Origin of the sequence: Bacillus sp. UMB0893, assembly GCF_002858905.1 — a bacterium.
Classification (GTDB): Bacteria; Bacillota; Bacilli; order Bacillales; family Bacillaceae; genus Bacillus_P.
Window position 1 is genome coordinate 1 of sequence record NZ_PKLB01000004.1, and the last position, 23,947, is coordinate 23,947.

Sequence of the window (23,947 nt, forward strand, 5' to 3'; positions counted from 1 at the left end):
GTCCGCTCGACTTGCATGTATTAGGCACGCCGCCAGCGTTCGTCCTGAGCCAGGATCAAACTCTCCGAAGAAAATTTGTGACTCAATTTGTTGCTGACTTCAAAAATTTAAAACGTTTGGTACGCTTTTGGTTTTGTTTAGTTTTCAAAGAACTTTTGATGTCGTCTTCTGCTGAAGCGACCTCTTTAATATACCATCTCTACTTGGTTAATGTCAATTGTTTTTTTGAAATAATTTTCATTAACATTTTTTAATGTAGAAGGTTTGTTACTGACTTATAGAAGTATATCAGCATCTTTCTAAATAAGCAATAAGAAAAGAGCAAAAAATGATGTGACCCCCAAAAGTTAAAGTTTTATATTATGCTGCTAATTGGCTGGTGTGGATACGGTATTGAACCGGACTCATGCCTGCCAATTTCTGCTTTATACGTTTGTTATTATAATAAATAATATATTCTTCAATCTTCTTTTTTAAATCTTCAAATGAACATCGGACCTCACCGTGATACATCTCTTGTTTTAACAGGCCAAAAAAGTTCTCCATAGGCGAATTATCAATACAGTTTCCTTTTCTCGACATACTCTGAAATACCTTGTTTTCTCTCAGTGTCTTTACCCATTTTATATGTTGATAGTGCCAACCCTGATCAGAATGTATAGTTGTCCTGTATTTTGAGTCTTTTACGATTTCAAGGGCTTCCTCGAGAGGTTTTAACGCAAGTTCTAAGCTTGGGCGCATACTAATCCCATACGAAAGAATTTCACCATTAAACATATCCATGATTGGATTTAGATACAATTTAACACTATCTAAACACTTAAATTCTGTGATATCTGTTGTTAATTTTTGATGGCTTACATTTGTGTGAAAACGACGATTAATACGATTCTTCGCAATTGCTCCAACCGTTCCTTTATATGAACTATACTTGCGTGATTTTCGCCTGAACTTTTCACCTTTGAGTCCAAGTTTCTTCATAATACGTTGAACCTTTTTATGATTTACCTTTAAACCTCGGTTTCCTAATTCCAAATGGACACGACGATAACCATAATTGCCGTGGTTTTCTTCAAAAATTAATTGAATGCATGCTTCTAGTTCTTCATCAGGATTCTTCTTCTTCATCATTTTTATGTGATAGTGAAAAGTAGATTCTGGAATACCAACTATCTGTAAAACATCTTTTAATTGGAATTTTTCTTTGAGTTCGAATGATAGCGCTGCTTGTGCTTTTCGAGATAGCCTTCCGGATCCATCTGAAAAGCTCGCAACTTTTTTAAGTATTCTACCTCTAAACGAAGAAGTTCATTTTCTCTTTCCAACTTTTGTTCGTAAGTCATTTTCGTTTCTTCTGTTGGTTTGTTCTGTCTTTTCTTATTCTTATCAGACATAGGCGGCCGTCCTTTTGGTCTTTCCAGAAATTCAGCACCACCCTCCAAAAAAGCTTTTTTCCAAGAAGCGATCATAGGAGGATTTGTTAACCCGAATTGAAGAGCTGTTTCCGTTTCTGAAGAACCTGTTCTTTTCATAAAGCTTAATACATCAAGTTTGAATTGAACAGAATAAGTTTCTCTATGCTGCTTTTTTGTTAATCCCTTTGCTCCAAACTTCTCGTATATATCTATCCATCTCTGAACTTGTGAATATGACTTTATACCATGTTTCTTAGCTAAAAGCTTGTGTCCAAGTTTTCCTTCTTGATACTCTCTTACAACCATAAGTTTAAATTCATCACTATACTTAGCCATAAAATAAAAACACCCCAAAAGTCAGATTTCACTCTAACTTTTGGGGTGCAGTACCAAAATTGCTCTTATATAATTTCATCTATAAACAAGTGCCGATGATCTTTTAATGCAACAATTTCACTTGTTTCATCTACCTTAATAAGAGGTCTGGTAGGATATTGATCTTCTACAAAAACAATCTCTGCTTTACGTCCATCTGACAATCTGACATTTGTTCCGGAACTGAATTTTAATAAACCTTTCTTCAGTTCATTAAGTGCAGTCAGATCAAACTTGCCAAATTCATCTTGCATGAGCTGTTCTAAAACTTTGAATGGCGATTGCCTATTGCGATATGGACGTTCAGAAATCATTGCTTGATATGTATCAGCAAGTGCAGCGATTTTTCCAAAAGGATGCAGCTGGTCTGTCTTTACCCCAAGCGGATACCCGCTCCCATCCAAACGTTCATGATGCTGCAAAACACCCACTTTGACCGCTTCTTTAAGAGAAACGATGTTTTTCAGCATCTTATAGCTGTAAACAGGATGCTGCTTTATTTCTTTATACTCCTTATCTGTCAGTGCAATCTTTTTTGAGACAAACCCCTGATCCAGCTTCGTCATTCCACAGTCACAAAGCAGCCCCGTCATTGCAAGCTGAATCGTATCACCATGTGAAAATCCTAATCTCTTCCCTAAATATGCACTTAATAACGCAACAGATACAGAATGATGATAAAGATACTCGTCAGTTTTGGAATAATGATAGGTTTTAAAAATTTCATCTGGCTGATTTAATCCATTTTCAACTGCAGGTATTAAGAGACTTCTGATTTTTGAGATATCAACTAATGCACCGGATTGCCAATCAAGATATAGTTTTTTATAAGCTTGAACTGCTTGTAAATACATTACAGAGAAATCAGTATTTTGCCTGATTTCAGCTGCAGAATCGTTATCAGCGGATCTCGCTCTTGAAACCAGACTTGCACCAGCAGGTTTAAATGCCGTCCCATTATTAAGAAAAGGTTCTACTTCAACTTCATCTATTAGAAAAGCCCGCAATATTTGCAGCAGATCTTGATTTAAGACAGTGCTTTTACGAATTAATGGTCTGTGCGAAATGGAGTAAACCTCTTTTGAGATAATACATCCTTCGCATACCTGATTAATATGGACTCTCACATGAACCCCTCCCCATCCATATTATATACGATTTCATTTAGAAGAAAATGGTTTTTAAAAATAAAAAAGGCATAGCTGATCAGCTATGCCTTAACCTATTTATTCTTCTGTATCTTGTTCATTCAAACCGACTTCATTTACATCTTTTTCAGCAGGAGATTCTCCTTCTGTTCCTTCTTCGTTTTCCAGAAGTTCCATTTCCTCTGGTTCTAGCTCTTCTTTTTCAACAACAGCAACTGTTGCAACATGTTCTTCGTCGCCAAGCTTGATAAGTTTAACACCTTGCGTGTTCCGTCCAGTTGTAGAAATGCTGTCGATTGCCATCCGGATAAGAACTCCGCTTGCTGTAATCAGCATCAGATCCTCTTCTCCTGTTGAAGGCTTAACAGAAATAACAGTCCCATTTTTCTCGGTAACATTACATGTTTTGATTCCTTTACCGCCGCGGCTTTGAATCCGGTACTCGAAAGCAGGGGTTCTTTTCCCAAAACCATTGCGCGTAACTACTAGAACATCGACATCTTCTTCTAATATTTCCATGCCGACAACTTCATCATCCTGATCGAGGGTAATCCCTTTTACTCCAGTTGCAGTACGTCCCATTGAACGTACATCTGTTTCAGGGAATCGAATGAGCATACCGTTTTTAGTTCCAATCATAATGTGCTTCGTTCCATCTGTTAAACGCACAGAAATGAGCTCATCATTTTCACGGAGATTTACGGCAATTAAACCGCCTTTTCGGATATTGGCAAATTGAGAAAGCGGTGATCGTTTTGAAATCCCTTCTTTTGTTGTAAAGAAGAGAGACCAATTATCTGCGAATTCGGAAACAGGAATAATCGCATTCACCCATTCTCCTTTTTCAACTTCCAATAGATTTATGATTGGCAGACCTTTTGCTGTTCTTCCATACTCAGGAATTTCGTACCCTTTCGCACGGTAAACCTTACCTTTATTCGTAAAGAATAAAATCGTGTCATGAGTGGAAGTCGTTAATAGATGTTCAACGAAATCATCATCGTTCGTTCCCATTCCCTGAATGCCTCTTCCTCCGCGTCGTTGGCTGCGGTAGGTTGAAACTGGGAGACGTTTTACATAACCATTGTGCGTTAGAGTGATGACAATGTTTTCAACAGGAATAAGATCTTCGTCTTCAATCATCTCAATTCCGCCAGAAACAATTTCAGTTCGGCGTTTATCATTGAATCGTTCTTTGATCTCTTCTAATTCCTCACGAATAATCTCAAGCACTTTTTCCTCATCTGCTAATATTGCTTTAAGCTCTGCTATTAGCTGAACAAGACCTTGATACTCTTCTTCAATCTTTTCTCTTTCAAGACCCGTTAAACGCTGCAGACGCATATCTAAAATCGCTTGTGCTTGTTTTTCAGATAGGGAGAAGTTTTCCATTAAACCTTGTCTAGCGATATCTGTCGTTTGAGAACTGCGGATTAATGCAATAACCTCGTCCAGATGATCCAATGCAATTCTTAACCCTTCTAAAATATGGGCGCGAGCCTCTGCTTTGCGAAGTTCGAAGGCAGTCCGGCGGCGAATAATAACCTTTTGATGATCTAAATAGTAAACAAGAAATTGTTTGATGTTCAGCACTTGAGGCTGACCATTCACAAGGGCAAGCATATTGATTCCAAAACTTGTTTGAAGGGCAGTCTGCTTGTAAAGATTATTCAAAAGAACATTTGAATTAGCATCTTTTCGAACTTCAATTACGATGCGCATGCCAGTACGGTCTGATTCATCACGCAAATCTGTTATGCCTTCTATCTTCTTATCACGAACGAGTTCTGCAATTTTTTCAATCAATTTCGCCTTATTTACTTGGTAAGGAAGTTCTTTAACAATGATAACTTCTTTACCATTCGCTTTTTCCTCTATCTCTACTTTTGCACGAATAGTAATAGATCCGCGACCTGTTTCATATGCTTTGCGGATGCCGCTTCTGCCGATGATTTGCCCTGATGTAGGGAAATCGGGACCAGGAATGATCTCCATCAATTCAGGAATGGTTACTTCCGGGTCTTTACTGACAGCAAGGACACCATCAATGACTTCACCAAGCTGATGCGGAGGAATATTTGTTGCCATTCCAACCGCAATACCTGCAGCACCGTTTACAAGCAGATTTGGATAACGGGATGGGAGAACAACAGGTTCGCGTTCTGAACCGTCATAGTTATCTTGATAGTCGATCGTATCTTTATTAATGTCGCGAATAAGCTCCATCGCAATTTTCGACATACGCGCTTCTGTATAACGCATCGCCGCTGCTCCGTCACCATCCACAGAACCGAAATTCCCATGTCCATCAACAAGCATGTAACGGAAGTTAAAGTCTTGTGCCATCCGGACCATTGAATCATAAACAGCACTATCACCATGAGGATGATACTTACCGATTACTTCGCCGACGATACGGGCTGATTTCTTAAAAGGTTTGTCAGAAGTCATTCCCAAATCATTCATCGCATATAAAATACGGCGATGAACAGGCTTTAAGCCATCTCGAACGTCAGGTAGCGCACGTGAAACAATTACGCTCATTGCATAGTCCAAAAATGATGAACGCATTTCCTGACTAATATTAATCTCTTTTACTTGAGGAGTTTTATTTTCTTCCATGGTTGAACCTCCCTAATCTATATAGTTCCATTTAAAAAACGGGAGTTAAAGGATCTCCGGAAAACTTTTGATATTACGCATCTTGATGAAGCATAATATATCAAACTGATTATGTATGGCTTAATAGAATATAAATAATAGCCTACTCTCCATTATATCAATAAACCTATGACATTACACGTCAAATTCAGAGAAAATTCAATACATACAAAGAATCCTTGCCTATATGGGCAAGGATTCTCTAGTTTTGCGATTCTTTTAATTCTGTATAAACAACTAATCTTTCTTCATGTGTCCGCTCATCTTGATTAAATGTTCTTGTGCATGTAATTAAATTCAGCTGGTTGTGTCGTCCGCCTCAGCGCTGTTGATACGGGCCTCACCATTTTCTGCTGAATTTCCGCATCCCGCAAGAAAAATAACTGCAAGAATAATTGCCCATCATGTACTTAATCTTCCTATTTTTTCCATTCAAATAAGACAGAAAAAGGAGGGTAACCCTGCCCCCTCTCTTTATCTTGCCTAGTTATTTACTGCTTTTCTGCGAACGATCATTGCAATCGTTACTGATGCTAAGATAAATCCAAACACGCTCCTTAAGATTACACTGCTGTTCGTCTTGCTCATTCCACCCTTACCTGTTTTAGGCATTTCAGATGGCTTTTCACCCGCAAATTTTTCAGGGAATTGATCAACAATAGCACCTGAAATTGCCTGGCCAACTCCAAACGTATGGCTGTATGCAACATGGATGTTTTCATATTCTGCAATCTTTTCCAGTATAGCTGTTATATGCATTCAGCAATTGATTGATATGTTCTTTAAGGCCGGTCTCAAGGTCAGCTGCTTTTAAGCGTCCTTCAGTTGCCGTATCAAGGATTTGGTTTATGGGTATTTACACAATGACTAACGGAGAGAAAAATGATATAGATCACAAAAATTGGATTGATCAAAAAGAAAAAACATCCGTTTGGATGTTTTTGGAAGTTGTTAATAGTATGGATAATACGGATATGGGTAAGGCGGATAATAAGGGTAAGGATATCCATAACCATAGCCATAGCCATAACCAGGAGTTAATAAAGCACCTGCCGCAAGGCCTCCCAAGAAGCCAGTTGCAAACGGAAAGCCAAAACCTGGTCCTCCGAAACCAAAGCCTGGTCCCCCGAATCCAAAAGGACGTCTGAAGCCATGTTGATGATACACTTGAGGATTATTCATTTTTACGCCTCCTGCTTAGATAATTTGCCTACTTACTTTAAAAAGATATGCAGGACAACTTTAAAAGTAGTGGGCTAAATGCTAATTTCTCAGCAGAAAACATAAAGAAAAGGCAAAGCATTCCGCTTTGCCTTCTTACAAGATTATGAAAAACACAGGCAGCAGGTTATTTATTGCAGCTAGTGTTTTTCCGTATTAGATATCCAAATTCTTAACATACTGAGCATTTCCTTCAATGAAATTTCGGCGAGGTTCAACTTTGTCACCCATGAGGATGTCAAACGTTTCATCAGCTTCCATTGCATCTTCGAGTGTGACTTGAAGGAACGTTCTTGTGCTCGGATCCATCGTTGTTTCCCAAAGCTGCTCAGGGTTCATTTCCCCAAGACCTTTGTAACGCTGAATTCCTGGTTTAGGCTGAGCCGGCAATTCTGCCATCAGCTTTTCCATCTCTCTGTCGTTGTAGGCATATTCAATACGTTTGCCTTGCTGTACTTTGAATAGAGGCGGCTGTGCAATGTAGACATAGCCATTTTCAATAATTTGGCGCATATAACGATAAAAGAATGTAAGCAGGAGAGTACGAATATGCGCGCCATCAACGTCAGCATCTGTCATGATAATAATTTTATGATATCGCGCCTTTGAAATGTCGAAATCTTCCGCAATTCCAGTACCTAGAGCAGTAATGATGGTGCGGATTTCATTGTTGGATAGAATTTTATCCAATCTAGCTTTTTCAACATTAATGATTTTTCCTCTAAGCGGCAAAATCGCCTGAAAATGACGATCGCGTCCTTGTTTAGCAGATCCTCCCGCAGAGTCACCCTCAACGACGTATAATTCAGAAATAGAAGGGTCTTTAGAAGAACAGTCTGCTAGTTTACCTGGCAGATTTGAAATTTCAAGAGCACTTTTCCGGCGTGTCAATTCACGAGCTTTTTTTGCAGCAAGACGGGCTCTTGAAGCCATTAATCCTTTTTCGAGGATTTTTTTGGCAGTAGAAGGATTTTCTAATAAAAATTTCTCAAAACCTTCTGCAAAAAGATTATCTGTAACCGTTCGGGTTTCTGAATTTCCTAATTTTGTTTTCGTTTGTCCTTCAAACTGCGGATCAGGATGTTTAACAGAAATAATCGCTGTTATTCCTTCACGAACATCATCGCCCGTCAAATTGGCATCATTCTCTTTAAACGCTCCGTTTTTACGGGCATAATCATTGATTACTCTCGTAAGTGCTGTTTTAAATCCAGCTTCATGCGTTCCGCCTTCATACGTATGAATATTGTTGGCAAAAGAGTAAATATTGCTTGTATAAGAATCATTGTATTGCAGAGCAACCTCTACTGTAATGCCGTCTTTTTCAGCTTCCATGTAGACAGGTTCTTCATGGATCACCTCACGCGTGCGGTTTAAATGTTCGACATAAGATTTAATTCCGCCTTCGTAAAGATATTCATTTTTACGTTTATTTTCACGTTTATCTTCGATTGTCAGTTTAATATTGCGGTTTAAGAAAGCAAGTTCTCTCAACCGATTAGCCAGAGTATCATAATCATATTCAATTGTTTCAGTGAAAATTTCATTATCTGGACAAAAGTGAGTTGTCGTTCCTGTTAATTCCGTTTCTCCAATCACTTCCAAATCACCAGCAGGTACTCCGCGCTCGAATTTTTGGTAATGAATTTTGCCTTCACGGTAAACCGTTACCTCAAGGACGGTGGAAAGTGCGTTAACGACAGATGCACCTACACCATGAAGTCCTCCTGACACCTTGTATCCTCCGCCGCCGAATTTTCCTCCGGCATGGAGTACTGTCATGATGACTTCAACTGCAGGACGACCCATCTTTTCATGAATGCCGACTGGAATTCCGCGTCCATTGTCCTTTACTGTTATGCTGTTGTCCTCTTCAATAATGATGTTGATTTCATCACAGTAACCAGCTAACGCTTCATCAATACTGTTATCAACAATTTCCCATACGAGATGATGAAGACCTTTCGCGGCTGTTGATCCAATATACATCCCTGGACGTTTGCGGACTGCCTCTAAGCCTTCTAATACTTGTATTTGGTTTTCATCATAAGTTTGCTGTTCTATTTGTTTTTGTTCCATCGCCACTATGATCACCTACACTTTTCCTAAGGGCTTATAAAGATTTATTAAGAATGATTTTTTAATGGTTCATCCAAATCCATTTCTATGTCAAATGTAAATTTCGCCCGTTTTTTTAACGTACCAGATGCAAGCGGGGAAAAATAAATTTTATCTGTGGTTACCACAATTGACTTTGTCTCGCCATTTGCAAGCTTAACCGCATGATTTTGCTGCTTTTCTAAAAACTCAGTGACAATCTTGGATGTTTTTGAAGAATGATGATCGATAATCATGACAACTTCTTTTGAGGGAATCACAAAATTATCTCCTAAGTGAATATACAAGAAAATCACCTCTTTTCAGCGTGTCAGCATGCCTTTTGAGACCCGGTATGTTGTTGCTTCTTTTAACGTTTGATGGTCAATGCCTTCAACATTGGTTGTCGTAACAAATGTCTGCACTTTCCCTTGAATGGTATTTAATAAATGCGATTGCCTGAAATCGTCTAATTCTGACAAAACATCATCAAGAAGCAAAATTGGATATTCTCCAATTTCTTCATGAATTAATTCTATTTCTGCTAATTTCAGCGATAAAGCTGTTGTCCGCTGCTGGCCTTGAGAACCGAACGTCTGGACATCCCGATCATTTACAAAAAATAAGAGGTCATCGCGATGAGGTCCTGCAAGCGTGGCTCCCCGCTCAATTTCTCTTTCTTTTATTTTATCAAACTTCTCTTCATACGCTTCTATCATTTTCGACAAACTTGCTTCTTCTGATACATCGACAGATGCTTTATACTCGATCGTCAATGTTTCCAGTCCTCTGCTGATGCCTGCGTGAATCGGCTGAGCCCATTTTTGCAGCTTTTTTATAAACTCAATTCTTTTGATAATGACTTTGGCTGCAGACTCTGCAAGCTGAGATGTTAATACTTCAAGCATCGTTCGATCTGTCTGTCTGCGCATCTGCATTTGCTTTAAATACTGATTGCGCTGAAGCATGATTTTTTGAAATCTATTTAGATCATGAAGATAAACCGGTGAAACTTGCCCGATTTCCATATCAATAAAACGCCGTCTGATTTGAGGGCTTCCCTTTACAAGATTTAAATCCTCAGGTGCAAACATGATGACATTCATGGCGCCAACATATTGGCTCAATTTTTGCTGTTCAATATGATTGAGCTTCGCTTTTTTTCCTTTTTTCGAAACAACGAGCTGCATGGCCACAGAGCCTCTGTTCTTTTCTACTCTACCTTCTATTTTAGCATATTCCTTGTCCCAATAGATAAGATCTTTATCATTTGAAGTACGATGAGACTTTGCCATAGCCAAAACGTAAATTGCTTCCATCACATTTGTTTTGCCTTGAGCATTTTCCCCCAATATGACATTCACTTTATTTTCAAATTCGACTGTCAGCTCTTCATAATTCCGATAATTCCGCAAGGTTAATTCTTTGATAAACAAATCCGTTCACCAACTTTAATTTTGGCTGTTTTCGCATTGATTGTTGTTTTCCGTAATCAGGCTCATTCACTATAAATAACGATTGACACACTAAATACGTTGTAAAAGCAACAATGTTATAGAAAAGAGCCTTAATTTTTCACGATAAAAGAGCCGAAGTCTGGTATATCAACCGTATCATTAGCCACAAGTTTCTTCCCGCGGCGATTTTCAGGTTCTCCATTTACAAATATAGCGTATTCCTGTAAAAACCATTTGGCCATCCCGCCTGTTTGAATGACTTCAGCCAACTTTAAAAATTGACCTAGCGTAATGAATTCCGTTTGAATTTCAACTGGTTTTCTCGACACTTCAGATCGCCTTCTTCCTTAATTCACTAACAGTTAATATTACTAAACTTATTCATACTTTCACAATACATTTTTAAAGCTTTCCCATCTATGAATGTTCTTTATAAAGAAAGAGGTGTCCATTCCAGATGTACACAATGCAAGCTAAAGGTCCCGTTAATTGAAAAGAAAGCCGCCAGCTAGTGCCAGCGGCTCTTTATATTAATACGTTCTTACCGGAAGAATTAATTGCAAAATGGAATCATCTTCTGGAGTACGAATGACGAATGGTCTCATCGCACCAGTAAAGCTGATTTTTATTTCTGTTCCTTCCAATGCTTTCAATGCGTCCATCATATATTTTGCGCTAAATGAAATTTTTAATTCTTCTCCCGTTATATCCTGGGATTGAACTTCTTCAATAACCTTCCCGATTTCAGGAGTGTTCGATGACACTTCAACAATCCCGTCTGTTAACGTTGAAAATTTAACAACGTTATTTCTGCCTTCTTTTGCAAGCAATGATGCCCGGTCTATAGCTTGGAGAAATTCACGTGTTGTAAGCACGATCTCTGTTTTGCTTTCTTCTGGAATTAGTCTTGCTGTATCTGGATAATTTCCATCAAGCAATCTTGAAAAGAAGAGCAGATTTTCAGCTTTGAAAAGCACCTGGCTTTCAGTAATTACAATTTCAATCTCATCACTTGTATCTGCAAGGATTTTACTTAATTCATTTAAGCTTTTACCAGGAATGACGACATTATATGAGTTTTCGGTCTCTGTTTCGATTTTTGCTTTTCTGAGAGCAAGACGGTGGCTATCTGTTGCAATACAGATTAACTCACTGTTTTCAAGCTTCCAATTGACACCTGTCAAAATAGGACGGGTTTCTGAGGTGGATACTGAGAATACGGTTTGGCGAATCATGGCTTTCAAGAGATCTGTCGGGACTCTAAAACTATTATGTTCTTCTACTTGCGGAAGGTGAGGATATTCTTCCGCATCAAGTCCGTTAAGGTTAAATTCTGCTTTACCTGAACGAATCACTGTCATGTGATGCCCGCCAACTTCTATTTCAACAGAATCTTTAGGAAGTTTTTTAACAATTTCTCCAAAAAAACGAGCTTGAAGTACAACACTGCCAGTTTGTTTTATCTCAACAATTTCTTTGCCGTTTTCTTCCGTCGGAATAAAAGATTCGATGGAGATATCTGAATCACTGCCAGTAAGTGTGACACCTTCTTCTGTTGCGACCATTTTTATTCCTGTCAGGATTGGAATCGTTGTCCTGGAAGATACAGCTTTCATAACATCTTGTACACTTTGCACTAAACGATCTTTTTGAATAACAAATTTCATTTAGGAAAATCCTCCTTTTTTTCGTATGGGAGCATATTTTAGCGAATCGCTTAATATATATATTATTTAAAGAAAAAAATAGTAGAAGTACTAGTAGGGCCTGTGGAAATGTGTATAACTCTGTTGACGAAAGGAAACACAGCCTATCCACCTGTGGACAGACTGTGTATGAATCGTGTTTGGTTATTCACATTATCCATATTAATTTTTATAAGTGCAAGTTTTTTTAGGCTCTTTTCTAAGACTTTATTGTTTCGGCCATTCAAAATTTCGCGTCAGTCTAATAGAAAAGAACATGAAATCCAGGAAATTTTTTTAAGAGCCCTTCAGCATATTTTCAATCTCTTTCAGCTGTTTGACAAGCAGATCATCGACCTGCAGCAGCTTTGAAATTTTTTCATGGGCATGAATGACAGTTGTATGATCTCGGCCGCCAAATTCTTCGCCGATTTTAGGCAGTGAGGAATCTGTAAGTTCTCTAGAAAGATACATAGCAATTTGTCTCGGGAAAGCAACAGATTTTGTACGTTTTTTTGCTTTAAAGTCTTCTAGTTTTACACTGAAATGCTGACCGACCATCCTCTGAATATCTGCAATTGTAATCATTCTGGGCTTAGAGCTTGGAATAATGTCCTTTAGCGCCTCTGCAGCAAGATCTGCATTTATATCTTTATTTATTAAGGATGAATAAGCAACAACGCGTATGAGTGCTCCTTCAAGTTCACGAATATTCGAATCAATTTGGTTTGCGATATAAAGCATGACTTCATTAGGTATATCAAGACCCTCAGCCTTTGCCTTTTTTCTCAAAATCGCAATCCTCGTCTCCAAATCAGGTGGTGTAATATCCGTTATTAACCCCCATTCAAAACGGGAACGCAGGCGATCTTCCAAGGTTGGTATCTCTTTTGGCGGACGGTCACTTGAGATAACGATTTGCTTGCTTTCCTCGTGCAGCGTATTGAATGTATGGAAAAATTCTTCCTGTGTTTGTTCTTTTCCTGCAAGAAATTGAATATCATCTATTAGCAAAACGTCGACACTTCGATATTTATTGCGGAAGTCCTTCGCTTTATTGTCACGAATCGAATTAATGAATTCATTTGTAAATTTTTCAGATGATAAATAGACAACTTTTGCATTTGGCTTATGATCGATAACATAGTGGCCAATTGCATGCATTAAATGGGTTTTTCCTAGTCCAACTCCACCATAGATGAAGAGCGGATTATAAGCTTTGGCAGGTGCTTCAGCTACAGCAAGGGATGCTGCGTGGGCAAAGCGGTTCCCTGATCCAATGACGAACGTGTCAAATGTATACTTAGGATTCAGCATATTTTGCGGCAATTCAATTTGTTCTTCCTCTTTTGTCATTGGTTTTATAGGTGATTTTGGCATAAAATCTGCTTCATTCTGGTTTTGAGGAATAATAAATTTAATCAGCAATTCCTCGCCCGTCAGCTCATAAATTGTGTTGGCAATTAAATGCAGATATCTAGATTCAAGCCAGTCTCTTGCAAATTCATTTGGAGCTGTAATAGTTAGCGTATCTCCCTTGAGAGCATGAGCTTTTGTTGATTTCAGCCAAGTTTCAAAACTTGGTTTACTTAACTTTTTTTCTATTTCAGATAAAGCTTTGCTCCAAAGTTCATCAATATTCTCCATATTCGGCATCTCCCTCCTTCTTCAAAAAATGTGATTGTACACGTTTTGTACAATGTGCGAATGTCAATGAATAAAAATACAAAACGAACAAAATGTGCATAAATATATAGTATAGTAGAAAAACGTCTTTTCGACATAATCTCTAAATTGTGGACAAGTTTTTCAACATGATGTTTATAAACTTTCCACATGTTATCCACAGTGTGTGGATAAGTAAGACGTTAGCATTCAGATATTCAGAGTTAAAACACAAATATAATATCAAATTAAACGAAGAGGCGCAATGGTTTTTGAAAACTTATCCACATATCGGGAAGATTGTTGAAAAAAATTGTCCACACGTGTTTGTTCTGTGAAAAAACTGTCGATAACGGGTGTGGATAAAAAAATCTTGTCGAAAAATTACCCACAGATAAAAAATGCAGATCTTTTTAAATGATTTTGATCTTGAAGAACTTTTATGACAGACGGTTGACAATTCACTAGGTCACTCTCTATAATTAGTAAGACTGTCTTTAACAGCAATTCCTCAGGGAGGTGTCTATAATGAAAAGAACTTACCAACCAAATAAACGTAAACATAGTAAAGTTCACGGTTTCCGCGCTCGCATGAGCACTAAAAACGGACGTAAAGTGCTAGCTGCACGTCGTCTTAAAGGAAGAAAAGTATTATCAGCATAGGCCACTGAAAATGTCAGTGGTCTTTTTTACATGGCCCAAATCTCTTTAAGATTGGGCCATGTTTTTCCTAATTGCTGTTTAAATAGATATTGTTAAAGAAATAATGTTGGAAAAGCTCTCAGCAGGCTGAAGAATCTTTGTGCAAGGATCCGGAGTGAGGATATGAAAAAGAAAAACCGCATCAAAAAAAACGAGGACTTCCAAAAAGTATTCAAGCATGGAAAATCGATGGCAAATAGACAATTTGTAATCTACATGCTCGACCAGCCTGAAGAAAAAGAATTCCGTCTAGGATTGTCAGTCAGTAAAAAAATAGGGAATGCCGTCACAAGAAACCGGATAAAGCGTCTTATTCGACAAGTTTTTATGGAAGAAAAGGAAAACTTGAAAACAGGCATCGATTATATCGTCATTGCCAGAAACCCTGCATCGGAAATGAATTATCATGAAGTGCAGAGCAGTTTAATGCACCTTTTCAGAAAAACAAAAGTTTATAAAATGAGGCAAAAACGTGAAAACTCCCTGAAAAATACATATAAAAAGTAAGCTCTTTTCGTAAACTTTATTGTTTCACAAGTCAGTAAAAAATCTGTTTTGGGATTTTTTACAGAATTCATCTTATCAAAATAATCCCGTATCTGCTTATTTATAGAAAAGAGAACGATACGGACTTCTAAACGTGAACAATTTGAATACGTAAAACAACAAACTATGAGAAAACATCAAAAAGGTAAGAATGAATTAAGATTTCTTTTTTAAAAGATGTTAAAATAAATGATGAATATTTACGGTGAATTAAGCAGTTTTAGTTATTTTGTTAGGAGGAATACCGGTTGAAAAGGAGAATATTGTTAGTACTTGGTTTAGTCAGCATGATCATGCTTCTTGCAGGCTGTACGGAAGTGAACCAGCCGATCACTGAAGAAAGCCAGGGATTCTGGAATCAATACATTGTCTATCCTCTATCATGGCTTATCATATATTTTGCAGAATTAATGGGTAACAGCTACGGATTATCGATAATCGTCGTTACGCTGCTCATTCGTTTTGCGATCTTGCCGCTGATGATAAAGCAGATCAAAAATTCAAAAGCTATGCAGCAGCTGCAGCCAGAAATGCAAAAACTGCGTGAAAAATACAGCTCTAAAGATCAAAAAACACAGCAAAAACTTCAGCAGGAAACAATGGCTTTATTCCAAAAGAATAAAGTGAATCCTCTTGCAGGCTGTTTTCCTTTAATAGTTCAAATGCCAATCCTGATTGGTTTTTATCACGCTATTATGAGAACAGAAGCAATTGCAGATCATAATTTCCTATGGTTTGACTTAGGCGCACGTGATCCGTTGTTCCTGCTGCCGGTCATTGCAGGTATTACAACATTCATTCAACAAAAATTGACAATGGCGGGAACAGCAAATCAAAATCCGCAAATGGCTATGCTTTTATATATCATGCCAATTATGATCGTCATCTTTGCTGTTAGCTTCCCAGCTGCACTATCTTTATATTGGGTAGTCGGAAATATTTTCATGATCGTGCAGACAATGATCATCTATGGACCTGATATTAGAGCACAAGCACTTTTAAAATCGGGAGGAACGAAAAAGTGAGAGAAATAACTGCTACCGGACTTAGTGTCGAAGAAGCAGTACAATCCGCTTTAAAACAGCTGAATGCAAAAAGAGAAGAAGCTGAAATTACCATTCTTGAAGAAGGCAAAAAAGGATTTTTAGGATTATTTGGTGCAAAGCCGGCAGTGGTAAAGGCTGTAAAAATCCCTAATCCCGCCGAGGAAGCACGTTTATTCCTGATAGAAGTGATCAGGAATATGAACGTGCAAGCAGAAGTTGAAACGATCCAAGAAGGAAAAAATGTCACGTTTCAAATTGAAGGAGATAAAGTCGCATTGTTAATTGGAAAACGCGGCCAAACTCTTAATTCTCTTCAATATTTGACACAGCTCGTTGCAAATCGTCATTCCAATCAATACTTGCATATTACAGTAGATGCAGAAAACTATCGGACTCGGCGGAGAGAAACACTTGTTCAGCTCGCTCAAAAGCTTGCACATCAAGCGGTTCGCACTTCAAAAGAGGTTCCGCTAGAACCAATGCCATCATATGAAAGAAAAATCATTCATGCTGCATTGGTTAATCAGCATAGAATCTCCACGTATTCAGTAGGAGAAGAACCGAATCGTCATTTAGTTATTGCTCCTAAAAAATAGTGAAAACCGCTGACAAAAAAGTCAGCGGTTTTTTTGTATTCTCTTATCATCAATTTTGACAAATTCTAACACTTTATATAATGGATTCTAAAGAACATCGTTATAGAAACGCTGCATTTGGAAATATTGTTATTAACATGTGGATAAGTTAAAATGAAAATAAGGAAGATGGGCGGAATTTAAGGCTGTGGATAATTCGGGATTTTTTTCTTTCCAATAAGAATTAACTATGATATCTTTTAAATTTGGCTACTTATATTTATGGTGGAATTCTATATAGATGTAATTTGAAAGAAACGAGGTGAACCGTATGGAATTTGATACAATTGCAGCGATCTCGACACCGATGGGAGAGGGTGCGATTGCAATTGTCAGACTCAGCGGGGATGATGCAATCACAATTGCAAACAAACTGTATGCTGGTCCGTCTGGCAAGCAATTAATAAATGTTCCGACACATACGATCCATTACGGAAATATTGCAGATCCTGACACAGGACACATCGTAGAGGAAGTAATGGTTTCTGTTTTAAAAGGCCCTAAAACATTTACGAGGGAAGATATCGTTGAAATCAATTGCCACGGCGGTATTGTTTCTGTTAATCGTGTTCTGCAGCTTGCCTTAAATCATGGGGCGCGTCTTGCTGAGCCAGGAGAGTTTACAAAAAGAGCTTTTTTAAATGGACGGATTGATTTGTCTCAGGCTGAGGCAGTCATGGATTTAATCAGAGCAAAAACAGATCGTGCGATGAATGTTGCACTCGGTCAAATGGAAGGCAGATTGTCGAAGCTCATTCAGCGGCTTCGTCAGGAAATACTTGAGACACTGGCACATGTAGAAGTAAATATAGATTATCCGGAATATGATGACGTTGAAGAAATGACTCATAGTATGCTGGTAGAGAAAGCAACGTTTGTGAGAAATGAGATAGATAAACTGCTGCAAACGTCACAGCAGGGTAAAATCTTAAGGGAGGGCCTGTCAACGGTTATCGTAGGAAGACCTAATGTAGGAAAATCCTCGCTTCTGAATAGTTTAATCCATGAAAATAAAGCAATTGTAACTGATATCCCAGGAACTACACGAGATGTGATTGAAGAATATGTAAATGTTCGAGGCGTGCCTCTTCGTTTAGTAGATACAGCGGGTATACGCGAGACAGAGGATATCGTAGAGAAAATTGGTGTTGAGAAATCAAGACAGGTTTTGAAAAAGGCAGATCTCATTTTGCTTGTTTTAAACTATAGTGAAGAACTTTCAAAAGAAGATGAACTGCTGTTTGAAGCCATAAGAGGCATGGATGTTATTGTCATTGTAAATAAAACAGATCTGCAGCAAAAGATGGATATGTCTCGAGTAAAAGAACTGGCTAACGGTTCTCCTGTAGTGACGACATCACTATTGGAAGAACAGGGAATTGATGAGCTTGAAGAATCAATCAGTTCGCTCTTTTTTGAAGGAAGCGTTGGAGCATCTGATTTAACATATGTTTCGAATACAAGACATATTGCTTTGCTTTCACAGGCAAAACGAACGATTGAAGACGCTTTGGAAGCAATCGATATGGGAGTGCCGATCGATATCGTTCAGATTGATTTAACACGTACGTGGGAATTGCTTGGAGAGATTATTGGAGATGCTGTTCATGAAAGTCTGATTGATCAGTTATTTTCACAATTTTGTTTAGGTAAATAAGAAAAGCTAGAAATTGTGTCAATTCTGATCATATAAAATAAGGAGGGATATACCATGGGTTATCATGCAGGGGATTATGATGTAGTTGTCGTGGGTGCAGGCCATGCAGGTGTTGAGGCCGCCCTCGCTTCTGCAAGAATGGGCGCAAAAACGCTTGCGCTGACAATTAATCTTGATATGGTTGCTTTTATGCCTTGTAATCCATCAGTTGGAGGACCGGCAAAAGGTATTGTTGTCCGCGAAATCGACGCTTTAGGCGGAGAAATGGCGAAAAATATTGATAAAACACATATACAAATGAGAATGCTGAACACTGGCAAAGGGCCAGCTGTCCGTGCTTTACGTGCACAGGCAGATAAATTTACGTATCAGCATGAAATGAAGAAAACAATGGAAAATGAAAGAAATCTCACACTTCTTCAAGGAATGGTTGATCGGCTGATCGTTGAAGATGGGGAATGCCGCGGAGTCGTTACTCAGACAGGTGCGGAGTATCGTGCAAAAACAGTTGTTTTGACGACAGGCACATTCCTGAGAGGGAAAATTATATTAGGGGAATTACAGTATTCCAGCGGTCCTAATAATCAGCAGCCCTCTATTAAATTATCAGAACATCTGCAAGCAATAGGGCTTGATATGGTGCGATTTAAAACGGGAACCCCGCCGCGTGTAAACAGTCATTCAATTGACTACAGCAAAACAGAAATACAGCCTGGCGATGAAGTTCCGCGTGCTTTTTCATTCGAAACGACAAAATTTATTACAGACCAGCTTCCTTGCTGGCTGACGTATACAAGTGAGGAAACACATAAAATCATTGACGATAATCTTCATCGTTCTCCAATGTATTCAGGAATGATTAAAGGAACAGGACCGCGATATTGTCCGTCTATCGAAGATAAAGTGGTGCGTTTCAATGATAAACCGCGTCATCAAATTTTCCTTGAGCCAGAAGGACGAAACACTCAAGAGGTTTATGTGCAAGGCTTATCGACAAGTCTTCCTGAAGATATTCAGCGTAAAATCCTTGCTACGATACCTGGACTTGAAAAGGTAGAAATGATGCGTGCAGGCTACGCAATCGAATACGATGCAATTGTTCCTACACAGCTTTGGCCTACACTTGAAACGAAAAAAGTTCCAGGCCTCTTTACTGCCGGACAAATCAATGGTACCTCTGGCTATGAAGAAGCAGCAGGACAAGGATTAATGGCTGGAATTAACGCTGCAAGCAAAGCACTTGGAAAAGAAGAAGTGATTTTAAGCCGTTCTGATGCCTATATTGGCGTCTTGATTGACGATCTTGTCACAAAAGGAACAAATGAACCGTATCGTTTGTTAACATCAAGAGCAGAATATCGTCTCTTGCTGCGTCACGATAATGCTGACTTGCGTTTGACGGATGTTGGACGTAAGATTGGTCTTATCAAAGAAGAACGATACACTGCATTTTTACTTAAGAAAGAAGCAATTGAAAAAGAGAAAAAACGATTGAATTCTGTTATTATTAAACCTTCTGAAAAAACACAGGAACTCATCCGCATAGCAGGCGGAAGCGAGTTGAAAGACGGAATCCGAGCATCGGATCTGATGAAAAGACCTGAAATGAATTATGAACATATTCATGCTCTTGCACCTTCAGAAGAAATTATTTCCGAAGAAATAGCCGAGCAAGTTGAGATTCAAATTAAATATGAAGGCTATATTGAAAAATCACTTCAGCAAGTTGAAAAGCTCAAAAAAATGGAAAACAAGAAAATTCCAGAAAACATTGATTATGACGCGATTTCAGGAATCGCTTCAGAAGCACGCCAAAAATTAAAACAAGTCAGACCTATTTCAATGGCGCAGGCTTCCCGTATATCAGGGGTTAATCCAGCGGATATTTCGATCTTGCTTGTCTACATGGAGCAAGGCAAAATAGCACGTGTCTCCAACGAATAAAAGCGGGTGCGTCTAAACATAACGAATAATGCAGATCAGAAAGGTTTTGAGTATGGACATTTCTTTATTTAAATCAAAGCTTGAGGAAAAGGGGATCACTCTTTCTGCAGAACAGCTTCAGCAATTTGAAACGTATTATGAATTGTTAGTAGAGTGGAATGAGAAAATGAATTTGACTTCCATTACAGATAAAAAAGAAGTCTATCTGAAACATTTTTATGATTCCATTTCTGCTGCGTTTTATTTTGATTTTACAAAGCCATTATCTATTTGTGATGTAGGTGCAGGTGCTGGTTTTCCAAGCCTTCCCATCAAAATTTGTTTTCCGCATTTAAACATTGCAATTGTAGACTCACTTCAAAAAAGAATTACCTTTTTAGATCATCTTACGAAAACATTAAAACTTTCGAATGTGTCTCTTTACCATGACAGGGCAGAAACGTTTGGAAAGAATAAAGCATTCAGAGAATCTTATGATGTTGTTACTGCTCGAGCGGTTGCAAGGTTATCCGTATTGAGTGAGCTGTGCTTGCCGCTTGTTAAAACAGGCGGACATTTTGTAGCGATGAAGGCAGCTTCAGCTGAAGAAGAAATGGTGAAAGCTGAAAAAGCAATTAGTACTCTTGGAGGCAAGATTGAGGGGAAATCTTCTTTTTCTCTTCCTCTTGAGGAAAGTGAGCGCTCAATCATTATTATTCATAAACAAAAATCAACACCTGCTAAATATCCCCGCAAGCCAGGGACACCGAATAAACTTCCATTGGAGCAATAGAGTTAGAGAAACAGCAAATGGAAAATTGATTTCGCATGCAGGAATTTAGAGACTTGAAAGAGAATTAATATGATGGCAGTTTTTAAAGGTGGTGTAGGCTCATGAAGCATCCATTCTCTCGTTTTTTCGGTTTGGGAGAAAAAGAAGATACAGCAGAAAAAGCAGAAGTGATTGATACAGAAGAAAATGATGATTCAGTATTTGATGAAGTGAAGAAGATATCCGTTGAAGAAATCGTGCCTAATCGTTTTCAGCCGCGGACTGTTTTCATGGACGAAAAAATTGAAGAATTATCACTTACGATACGGACACACGGTATTATCCAGCCGATCGTCGTTCGTCAAGTAGATGGTAGATATGAGATTATTGCCGGAGAAAGACGTTTCAGAGCCGTTAAAAAGCTCGGCTGGGAAACCATACCTGCAATTGTAAAGGATTTTAACGATACTGAAACAGCTTCCGTTGCGTTAATTGAAAACCTTCAGCGTGAAGAGCTCTCTGCGATTGAAGAAGCTGTAGCATATGCAAAATTATTAGAACTTCATGACTTAACCCAGGAGGCGCTTGCACAGCGGCTCGGAAAAGGACAATCTACTATTGCTAATAAGCTTAGATTGTTAAAACTTCCGCAAGAAGTTCAGGATGCATTGCTCCAAAAGAAAATAACAGAGCGGCATGCCAGAGCACTCATTCCTTTAAAAAAACCAGAGCCGCAAGTTACCCTGTTGGCTGAAATCATTGAAAAGCAGCTAAACGTGAAGCAAACAGAAGATCGCGTTGTGAAAATGCTGGAAAAAACCAGCCCTAAAGCAAAACCAAAACGCAAAGCTTTCAGCAGGGATACCAGAATTGCCATGAATACAATTCGTCAATCCTTAACGATGGTTGCTGATACTGGCGTTAAAATAAATGCAGAAGAAGAAGAATTTGAAGAATATATTCAATTCACTATTAAAATACCAAAATAGCTCTCTACTAAATCAGTAGAGAGTTTTTTGTTTTGTATCTGTGATGTTTAATCCTTTACGTACAGGTACAAAAGGAATAATGATAGCGTTTTCATTTATAAATCTGCACAAACTACTTTATAAAAAAGGATCAACCACCTAACTTAGTGAAGGCTCTTTCGACTGAACATATCCCTTTTATTCCCTTTTTTTCTGGGAACTGACCAATTCACTTGTGCTTATTTGATTATGTTCGTCATTTTTACAAATTTCGAAAAAGTTCAAACCATTGGCAATGTTTCATGATAAAATAGAGAACATGATAGAGTTCATGTATATCGAAAGCAGGTGACATTGTGGGGAAAATTATTGCCATCGCTAACCAGAAAGGCGGAGTAGGAAAAACGACAACTTCCGTTAATCTTGGTGCGTGCTTAGCATACATAGGAAAACGAGTTCTTCTCGTCGATGTTGACCCACAAGGAAATGCGACTAGCGGTATTGGAATTGAAAAAGCCGATGTAGAACATTGTGTTTATGATATTTTAGTTGATGATGTAGATGTAACAGAAGTCATTAAACCAACTGCTGTCGAAAATTTGGATGCAATTCCGGCCACCATTCAGTTAGCTGGTGCCGAAATTGAACTTGTGCCAACCATTTCTAGAGAAGTCCGTTTAAAACGTGCATTAGAAAAAGTAAAGCATAATTATGATTATATGATTATTGATTGCCCGCCATCTCTTGGATTGCTGACAATCAATGCTTTAACGGCCTCAGATGCTGTATTGATTCCCGTGCAATGCGAATATTATGCACTTGAGGGTTTGAGTCAGCTATTAAATACTGTACGATTAGTTCAAAAACATTTAAATACCGATTTAATGATAGAAGGCGTGCTCTTAACGATGCTGGATGCGCGTACAAATTTAGGGATTCAAGTCATAGAAGAAGTGAAAAAATATTTCCGAGATAAAGTTTATAAAACGATTATCCCTCGCAATGTTCGTTTAAGCGAAGCACCAAGTCATGGACAGCCGATTATTATTTATGATCCACGCTCAAGAGGCGCTGACGTATATTTAGAATTGGCAAAGGAAGTGGTTGTAAATGGCTAAAGGATTAGGTAAAGGCATCAATGCTTTGTTTACGAATATGGAAGTGAGCAAGGACGAAGCGCTGCAGGAAATAAAAATAAAAGACTTGCGCCCCAATCCGTATCAGCCCCGCAAAACATTTTTGCCAGGAGCGATTGAAGAATTGAAAGAATCGATTCTTCAGCACGGTATTCTTCAGCCGATTATTGTCCGAAAGAGTATTAAAGGCTTTGAGATAGTAGTAGGAGAACGACGCTTTCGTGCGGCAAAGGAAGCTGGATTATCTACAGTTCCTGCGGTCGTCAGAGATTTGACTGAGCAGCAAATGATGGAAATTGCGTTGCTTGAGAACCTTCAGCGCGAGGATCTTTCACCAATTGAAGAGGCTTCGGCATATCAATCATTGCTCGATCAATTAAAAATGACTCAAGAAGAACTTTCAAAACGTCTTGGAAAAAGCAGACCGCATATTGCAAATCATTTGAGGCTCTTATCATTGCCTGATCCTATACAGACCCTTATTTCAGAAGGTAAATTATCGATGGGACACGGCAGAACTCTTCTTGGGCTAAAGAAAAAAGACAAGCTGAATCTTTTGGCTGAAAAAATCATGAAAGAACAGATGAACGTGCGCCAGGTAGAACTTCTTGTCCAGCAAATGAATGAAAATGTTCCACGTGAAACGAATAAGAAAAAAGGCGAGCAGGACATATTTATTAGAGAAAGAGAGTCCTATTTACGAGAATATTTTGGGACATCTGTTTCGATCAAGCAGCAAAAGAAAAAAGGTAAAATTGAAATAGAGTTTTTTTCAAAGGAAGACTTGGAAAGAATTTTAGAATTGCTTGAGGTTGAGCAATCATCCTAAAGGAGCAGA

General features: G+C 38.4%; 22 protein-coding genes and 1 rRNA gene. 10 read left to right on the top strand and 13 right to left on the bottom strand.

All coding sequences use genetic code 11. From position 1 onward, the window contains the following. From CYJ36_RS10080 to dnaA, 13 genes are all read right to left on the bottom strand, one after another. Window positions 1-71 (bottom strand): 16S ribosomal RNA (locus CYJ36_RS10080); the annotation flags it as partial. Window positions 72-360: 289 nt separating this feature from the next. Then, window positions 361-1,287 carry an IS3 family transposase gene (locus CYJ36_RS10085; RefSeq protein WP_142382699.1) on the bottom strand — a complete coding sequence of 309 codons (927 nt, stop codon included), beginning with the start codon at window positions 1,285-1,287 and terminating at the stop codon, window positions 361-363. Continuing rightward, a complete protein-coding gene (locus tag CYJ36_RS10090; protein WP_101567157.1) occupies window positions 1,188-1,751 on the bottom strand; it encodes a helix-turn-helix domain-containing protein in 564 nt (187 codons plus the stop codon). The genes CYJ36_RS10085 and CYJ36_RS10090 overlap by 100 nt, the downstream gene beginning before the upstream one ends. Before the next feature lie 65 nt (window positions 1,752-1,816). Next, complete coding sequence (locus CYJ36_RS10095) at window positions 1,817-2,917, bottom strand: HD-GYP domain-containing protein (protein ID WP_101567158.1); 1,101 nt, start codon at window positions 2,915-2,917, stop codon at window positions 1,817-1,819. A gap of 99 nt (window positions 2,918-3,016) precedes the next feature. Then, complete coding sequence (gene gyrA, locus CYJ36_RS10100; RefSeq protein WP_101567159.1) at window positions 3,017-5,560, bottom strand: DNA gyrase subunit A; 2,544 nt, start codon at window positions 5,558-5,560, stop codon at window positions 3,017-3,019. A 522-nt stretch (window positions 5,561-6,082) separates the two neighbouring features. Next, window positions 6,083-6,358 carry a hypothetical protein gene (locus tag CYJ36_RS10110; RefSeq protein WP_101567160.1) on the bottom strand — a complete coding sequence of 92 codons (276 nt, stop codon included), beginning with the start codon at window positions 6,356-6,358 and terminating at the stop codon, window positions 6,083-6,085. 192 nt (window positions 6,359-6,550) lie between these two features. Next, window positions 6,551-6,781, bottom strand: a complete 231-nt coding sequence (locus CYJ36_RS10115; protein WP_101567161.1) for a spore coat protein — start codon at window positions 6,779-6,781, stop codon at window positions 6,551-6,553. 195 nt (window positions 6,782-6,976) lie between these two features. Next, window positions 6,977-8,899: a DNA topoisomerase (ATP-hydrolyzing) subunit B gene (gyrB, locus tag CYJ36_RS10120; RefSeq protein ID WP_101567162.1), complete on the bottom strand. Its 1,923-nt coding sequence runs from the start codon at window positions 8,897-8,899 to the stop codon at window positions 6,977-6,979. A 47-nt stretch (window positions 8,900-8,946) separates the two neighbouring features. Further along, window positions 8,947-9,225 carry an extracellular matrix regulator RemB gene (remB, locus tag CYJ36_RS10125; protein ID WP_101567163.1) on the bottom strand — a complete coding sequence of 93 codons (279 nt, stop codon included), beginning with the start codon at window positions 9,223-9,225 and terminating at the stop codon, window positions 8,947-8,949. A gap of 15 nt (window positions 9,226-9,240) precedes the next feature. Next, window positions 9,241-10,353, bottom strand: coding sequence for a DNA replication/repair protein RecF (gene recF / locus CYJ36_RS10130; protein ID WP_101567164.1), 1,113 nt, complete (start codon window positions 10,351-10,353; stop codon window positions 9,241-9,243). A gap of 131 nt (window positions 10,354-10,484) precedes the next feature. Further along, on the bottom strand, window positions 10,485-10,703 hold the full coding sequence (yaaA, locus tag CYJ36_RS10135; RefSeq protein ID WP_101567165.1) for a S4 domain-containing protein YaaA: 219 nt from the start codon (window positions 10,701-10,703) through the stop codon (window positions 10,485-10,487). 201 nt (window positions 10,704-10,904) lie between these two features. After that, window positions 10,905-12,041 carry a DNA polymerase III subunit beta gene (gene dnaN / locus CYJ36_RS10140; RefSeq protein WP_101567166.1) on the bottom strand — a complete coding sequence of 379 codons (1,137 nt, stop codon included), beginning with the start codon at window positions 12,039-12,041 and terminating at the stop codon, window positions 10,905-10,907. Between the two features lie 315 nt (window positions 12,042-12,356). After that, a complete protein-coding gene (dnaA, locus tag CYJ36_RS10145) occupies window positions 12,357-13,706 on the bottom strand; it encodes a chromosomal replication initiator protein DnaA (RefSeq protein WP_101567167.1) in 1,350 nt (449 codons plus the stop codon). 546 nt (window positions 13,707-14,252) lie between these two features. On the opposite strand from dnaA, the gene rpmH reads away from it, so the two are divergent. The 10 genes from rpmH (at window position 14,253) to CYJ36_RS10195 (ending at window position 23,938) form a co-directional block, all read left to right on the top strand. Beyond that, a complete protein-coding gene (rpmH, locus tag CYJ36_RS10150) occupies window positions 14,253-14,387 on the top strand; it encodes a 50S ribosomal protein L34 (RefSeq protein WP_070878917.1) in 135 nt (44 codons plus the stop codon). Window positions 14,388-14,549: 162 nt separating this feature from the next. Beyond that, on the top strand, window positions 14,550-14,933 hold the full coding sequence (gene rnpA / locus CYJ36_RS10155) for a ribonuclease P protein component (protein WP_101567168.1): 384 nt from the start codon (window positions 14,550-14,552) through the stop codon (window positions 14,931-14,933). A 287-nt stretch (window positions 14,934-15,220) separates the two neighbouring features. After that, complete coding sequence (gene spoIIIJ / locus CYJ36_RS10160) at window positions 15,221-15,997, top strand: YidC family membrane integrase SpoIIIJ (protein WP_101567169.1); 777 nt, start codon at window positions 15,221-15,223, stop codon at window positions 15,995-15,997. Beyond that, entirely contained in the window at window positions 15,994-16,614 is a 621-nt protein-coding gene (jag, locus tag CYJ36_RS10165) for an RNA-binding cell elongation regulator Jag/EloR (protein ID WP_101567170.1), read from the top strand. Before spoIIIJ ends, jag begins: the two co-directional genes overlap by 4 nt. 310 nt (window positions 16,615-16,924) lie before the next feature. After that, window positions 16,925-18,310, top strand: a complete 1,386-nt coding sequence (gene mnmE, locus CYJ36_RS10170; RefSeq protein ID WP_101567171.1) for a tRNA uridine-5-carboxymethylaminomethyl(34) synthesis GTPase MnmE — start codon at window positions 16,925-16,927, stop codon at window positions 18,308-18,310. Window positions 18,311-18,364: 54 nt separating this feature from the next. Beyond that, window positions 18,365-20,254: a tRNA uridine-5-carboxymethylaminomethyl(34) synthesis enzyme MnmG gene (gene mnmG / locus CYJ36_RS10175; protein WP_101567172.1), complete on the top strand. Its 1,890-nt coding sequence runs from the start codon at window positions 18,365-18,367 to the stop codon at window positions 20,252-20,254. 52 nt (window positions 20,255-20,306) lie between these two features. Next, window positions 20,307-21,026, top strand: coding sequence for a 16S rRNA (guanine(527)-N(7))-methyltransferase RsmG (gene rsmG / locus CYJ36_RS10180; RefSeq protein ID WP_101567173.1), 720 nt, complete (start codon window positions 20,307-20,309; stop codon window positions 21,024-21,026). Between the two features lie 101 nt (window positions 21,027-21,127). After that, window positions 21,128-21,994, top strand: a complete 867-nt coding sequence (gene noc / locus CYJ36_RS10185; RefSeq protein WP_101567174.1) for a nucleoid occlusion protein — start codon at window positions 21,128-21,130, stop codon at window positions 21,992-21,994. A gap of 335 nt (window positions 21,995-22,329) precedes the next feature. Continuing rightward, window positions 22,330-23,091: a ParA family protein gene (locus CYJ36_RS10190; RefSeq protein ID WP_070878939.1), complete on the top strand. Its 762-nt coding sequence runs from the start codon at window positions 22,330-22,332 to the stop codon at window positions 23,089-23,091. Further along, complete coding sequence (locus CYJ36_RS10195) at window positions 23,084-23,938, top strand: ParB/RepB/Spo0J family partition protein (RefSeq protein ID WP_101567175.1); 855 nt, start codon at window positions 23,084-23,086, stop codon at window positions 23,936-23,938. Before CYJ36_RS10190 ends, CYJ36_RS10195 begins: the two co-directional genes overlap by 8 nt. The last annotated feature ends 9 nt before the right edge of the window (window positions 23,939-23,947 follow it).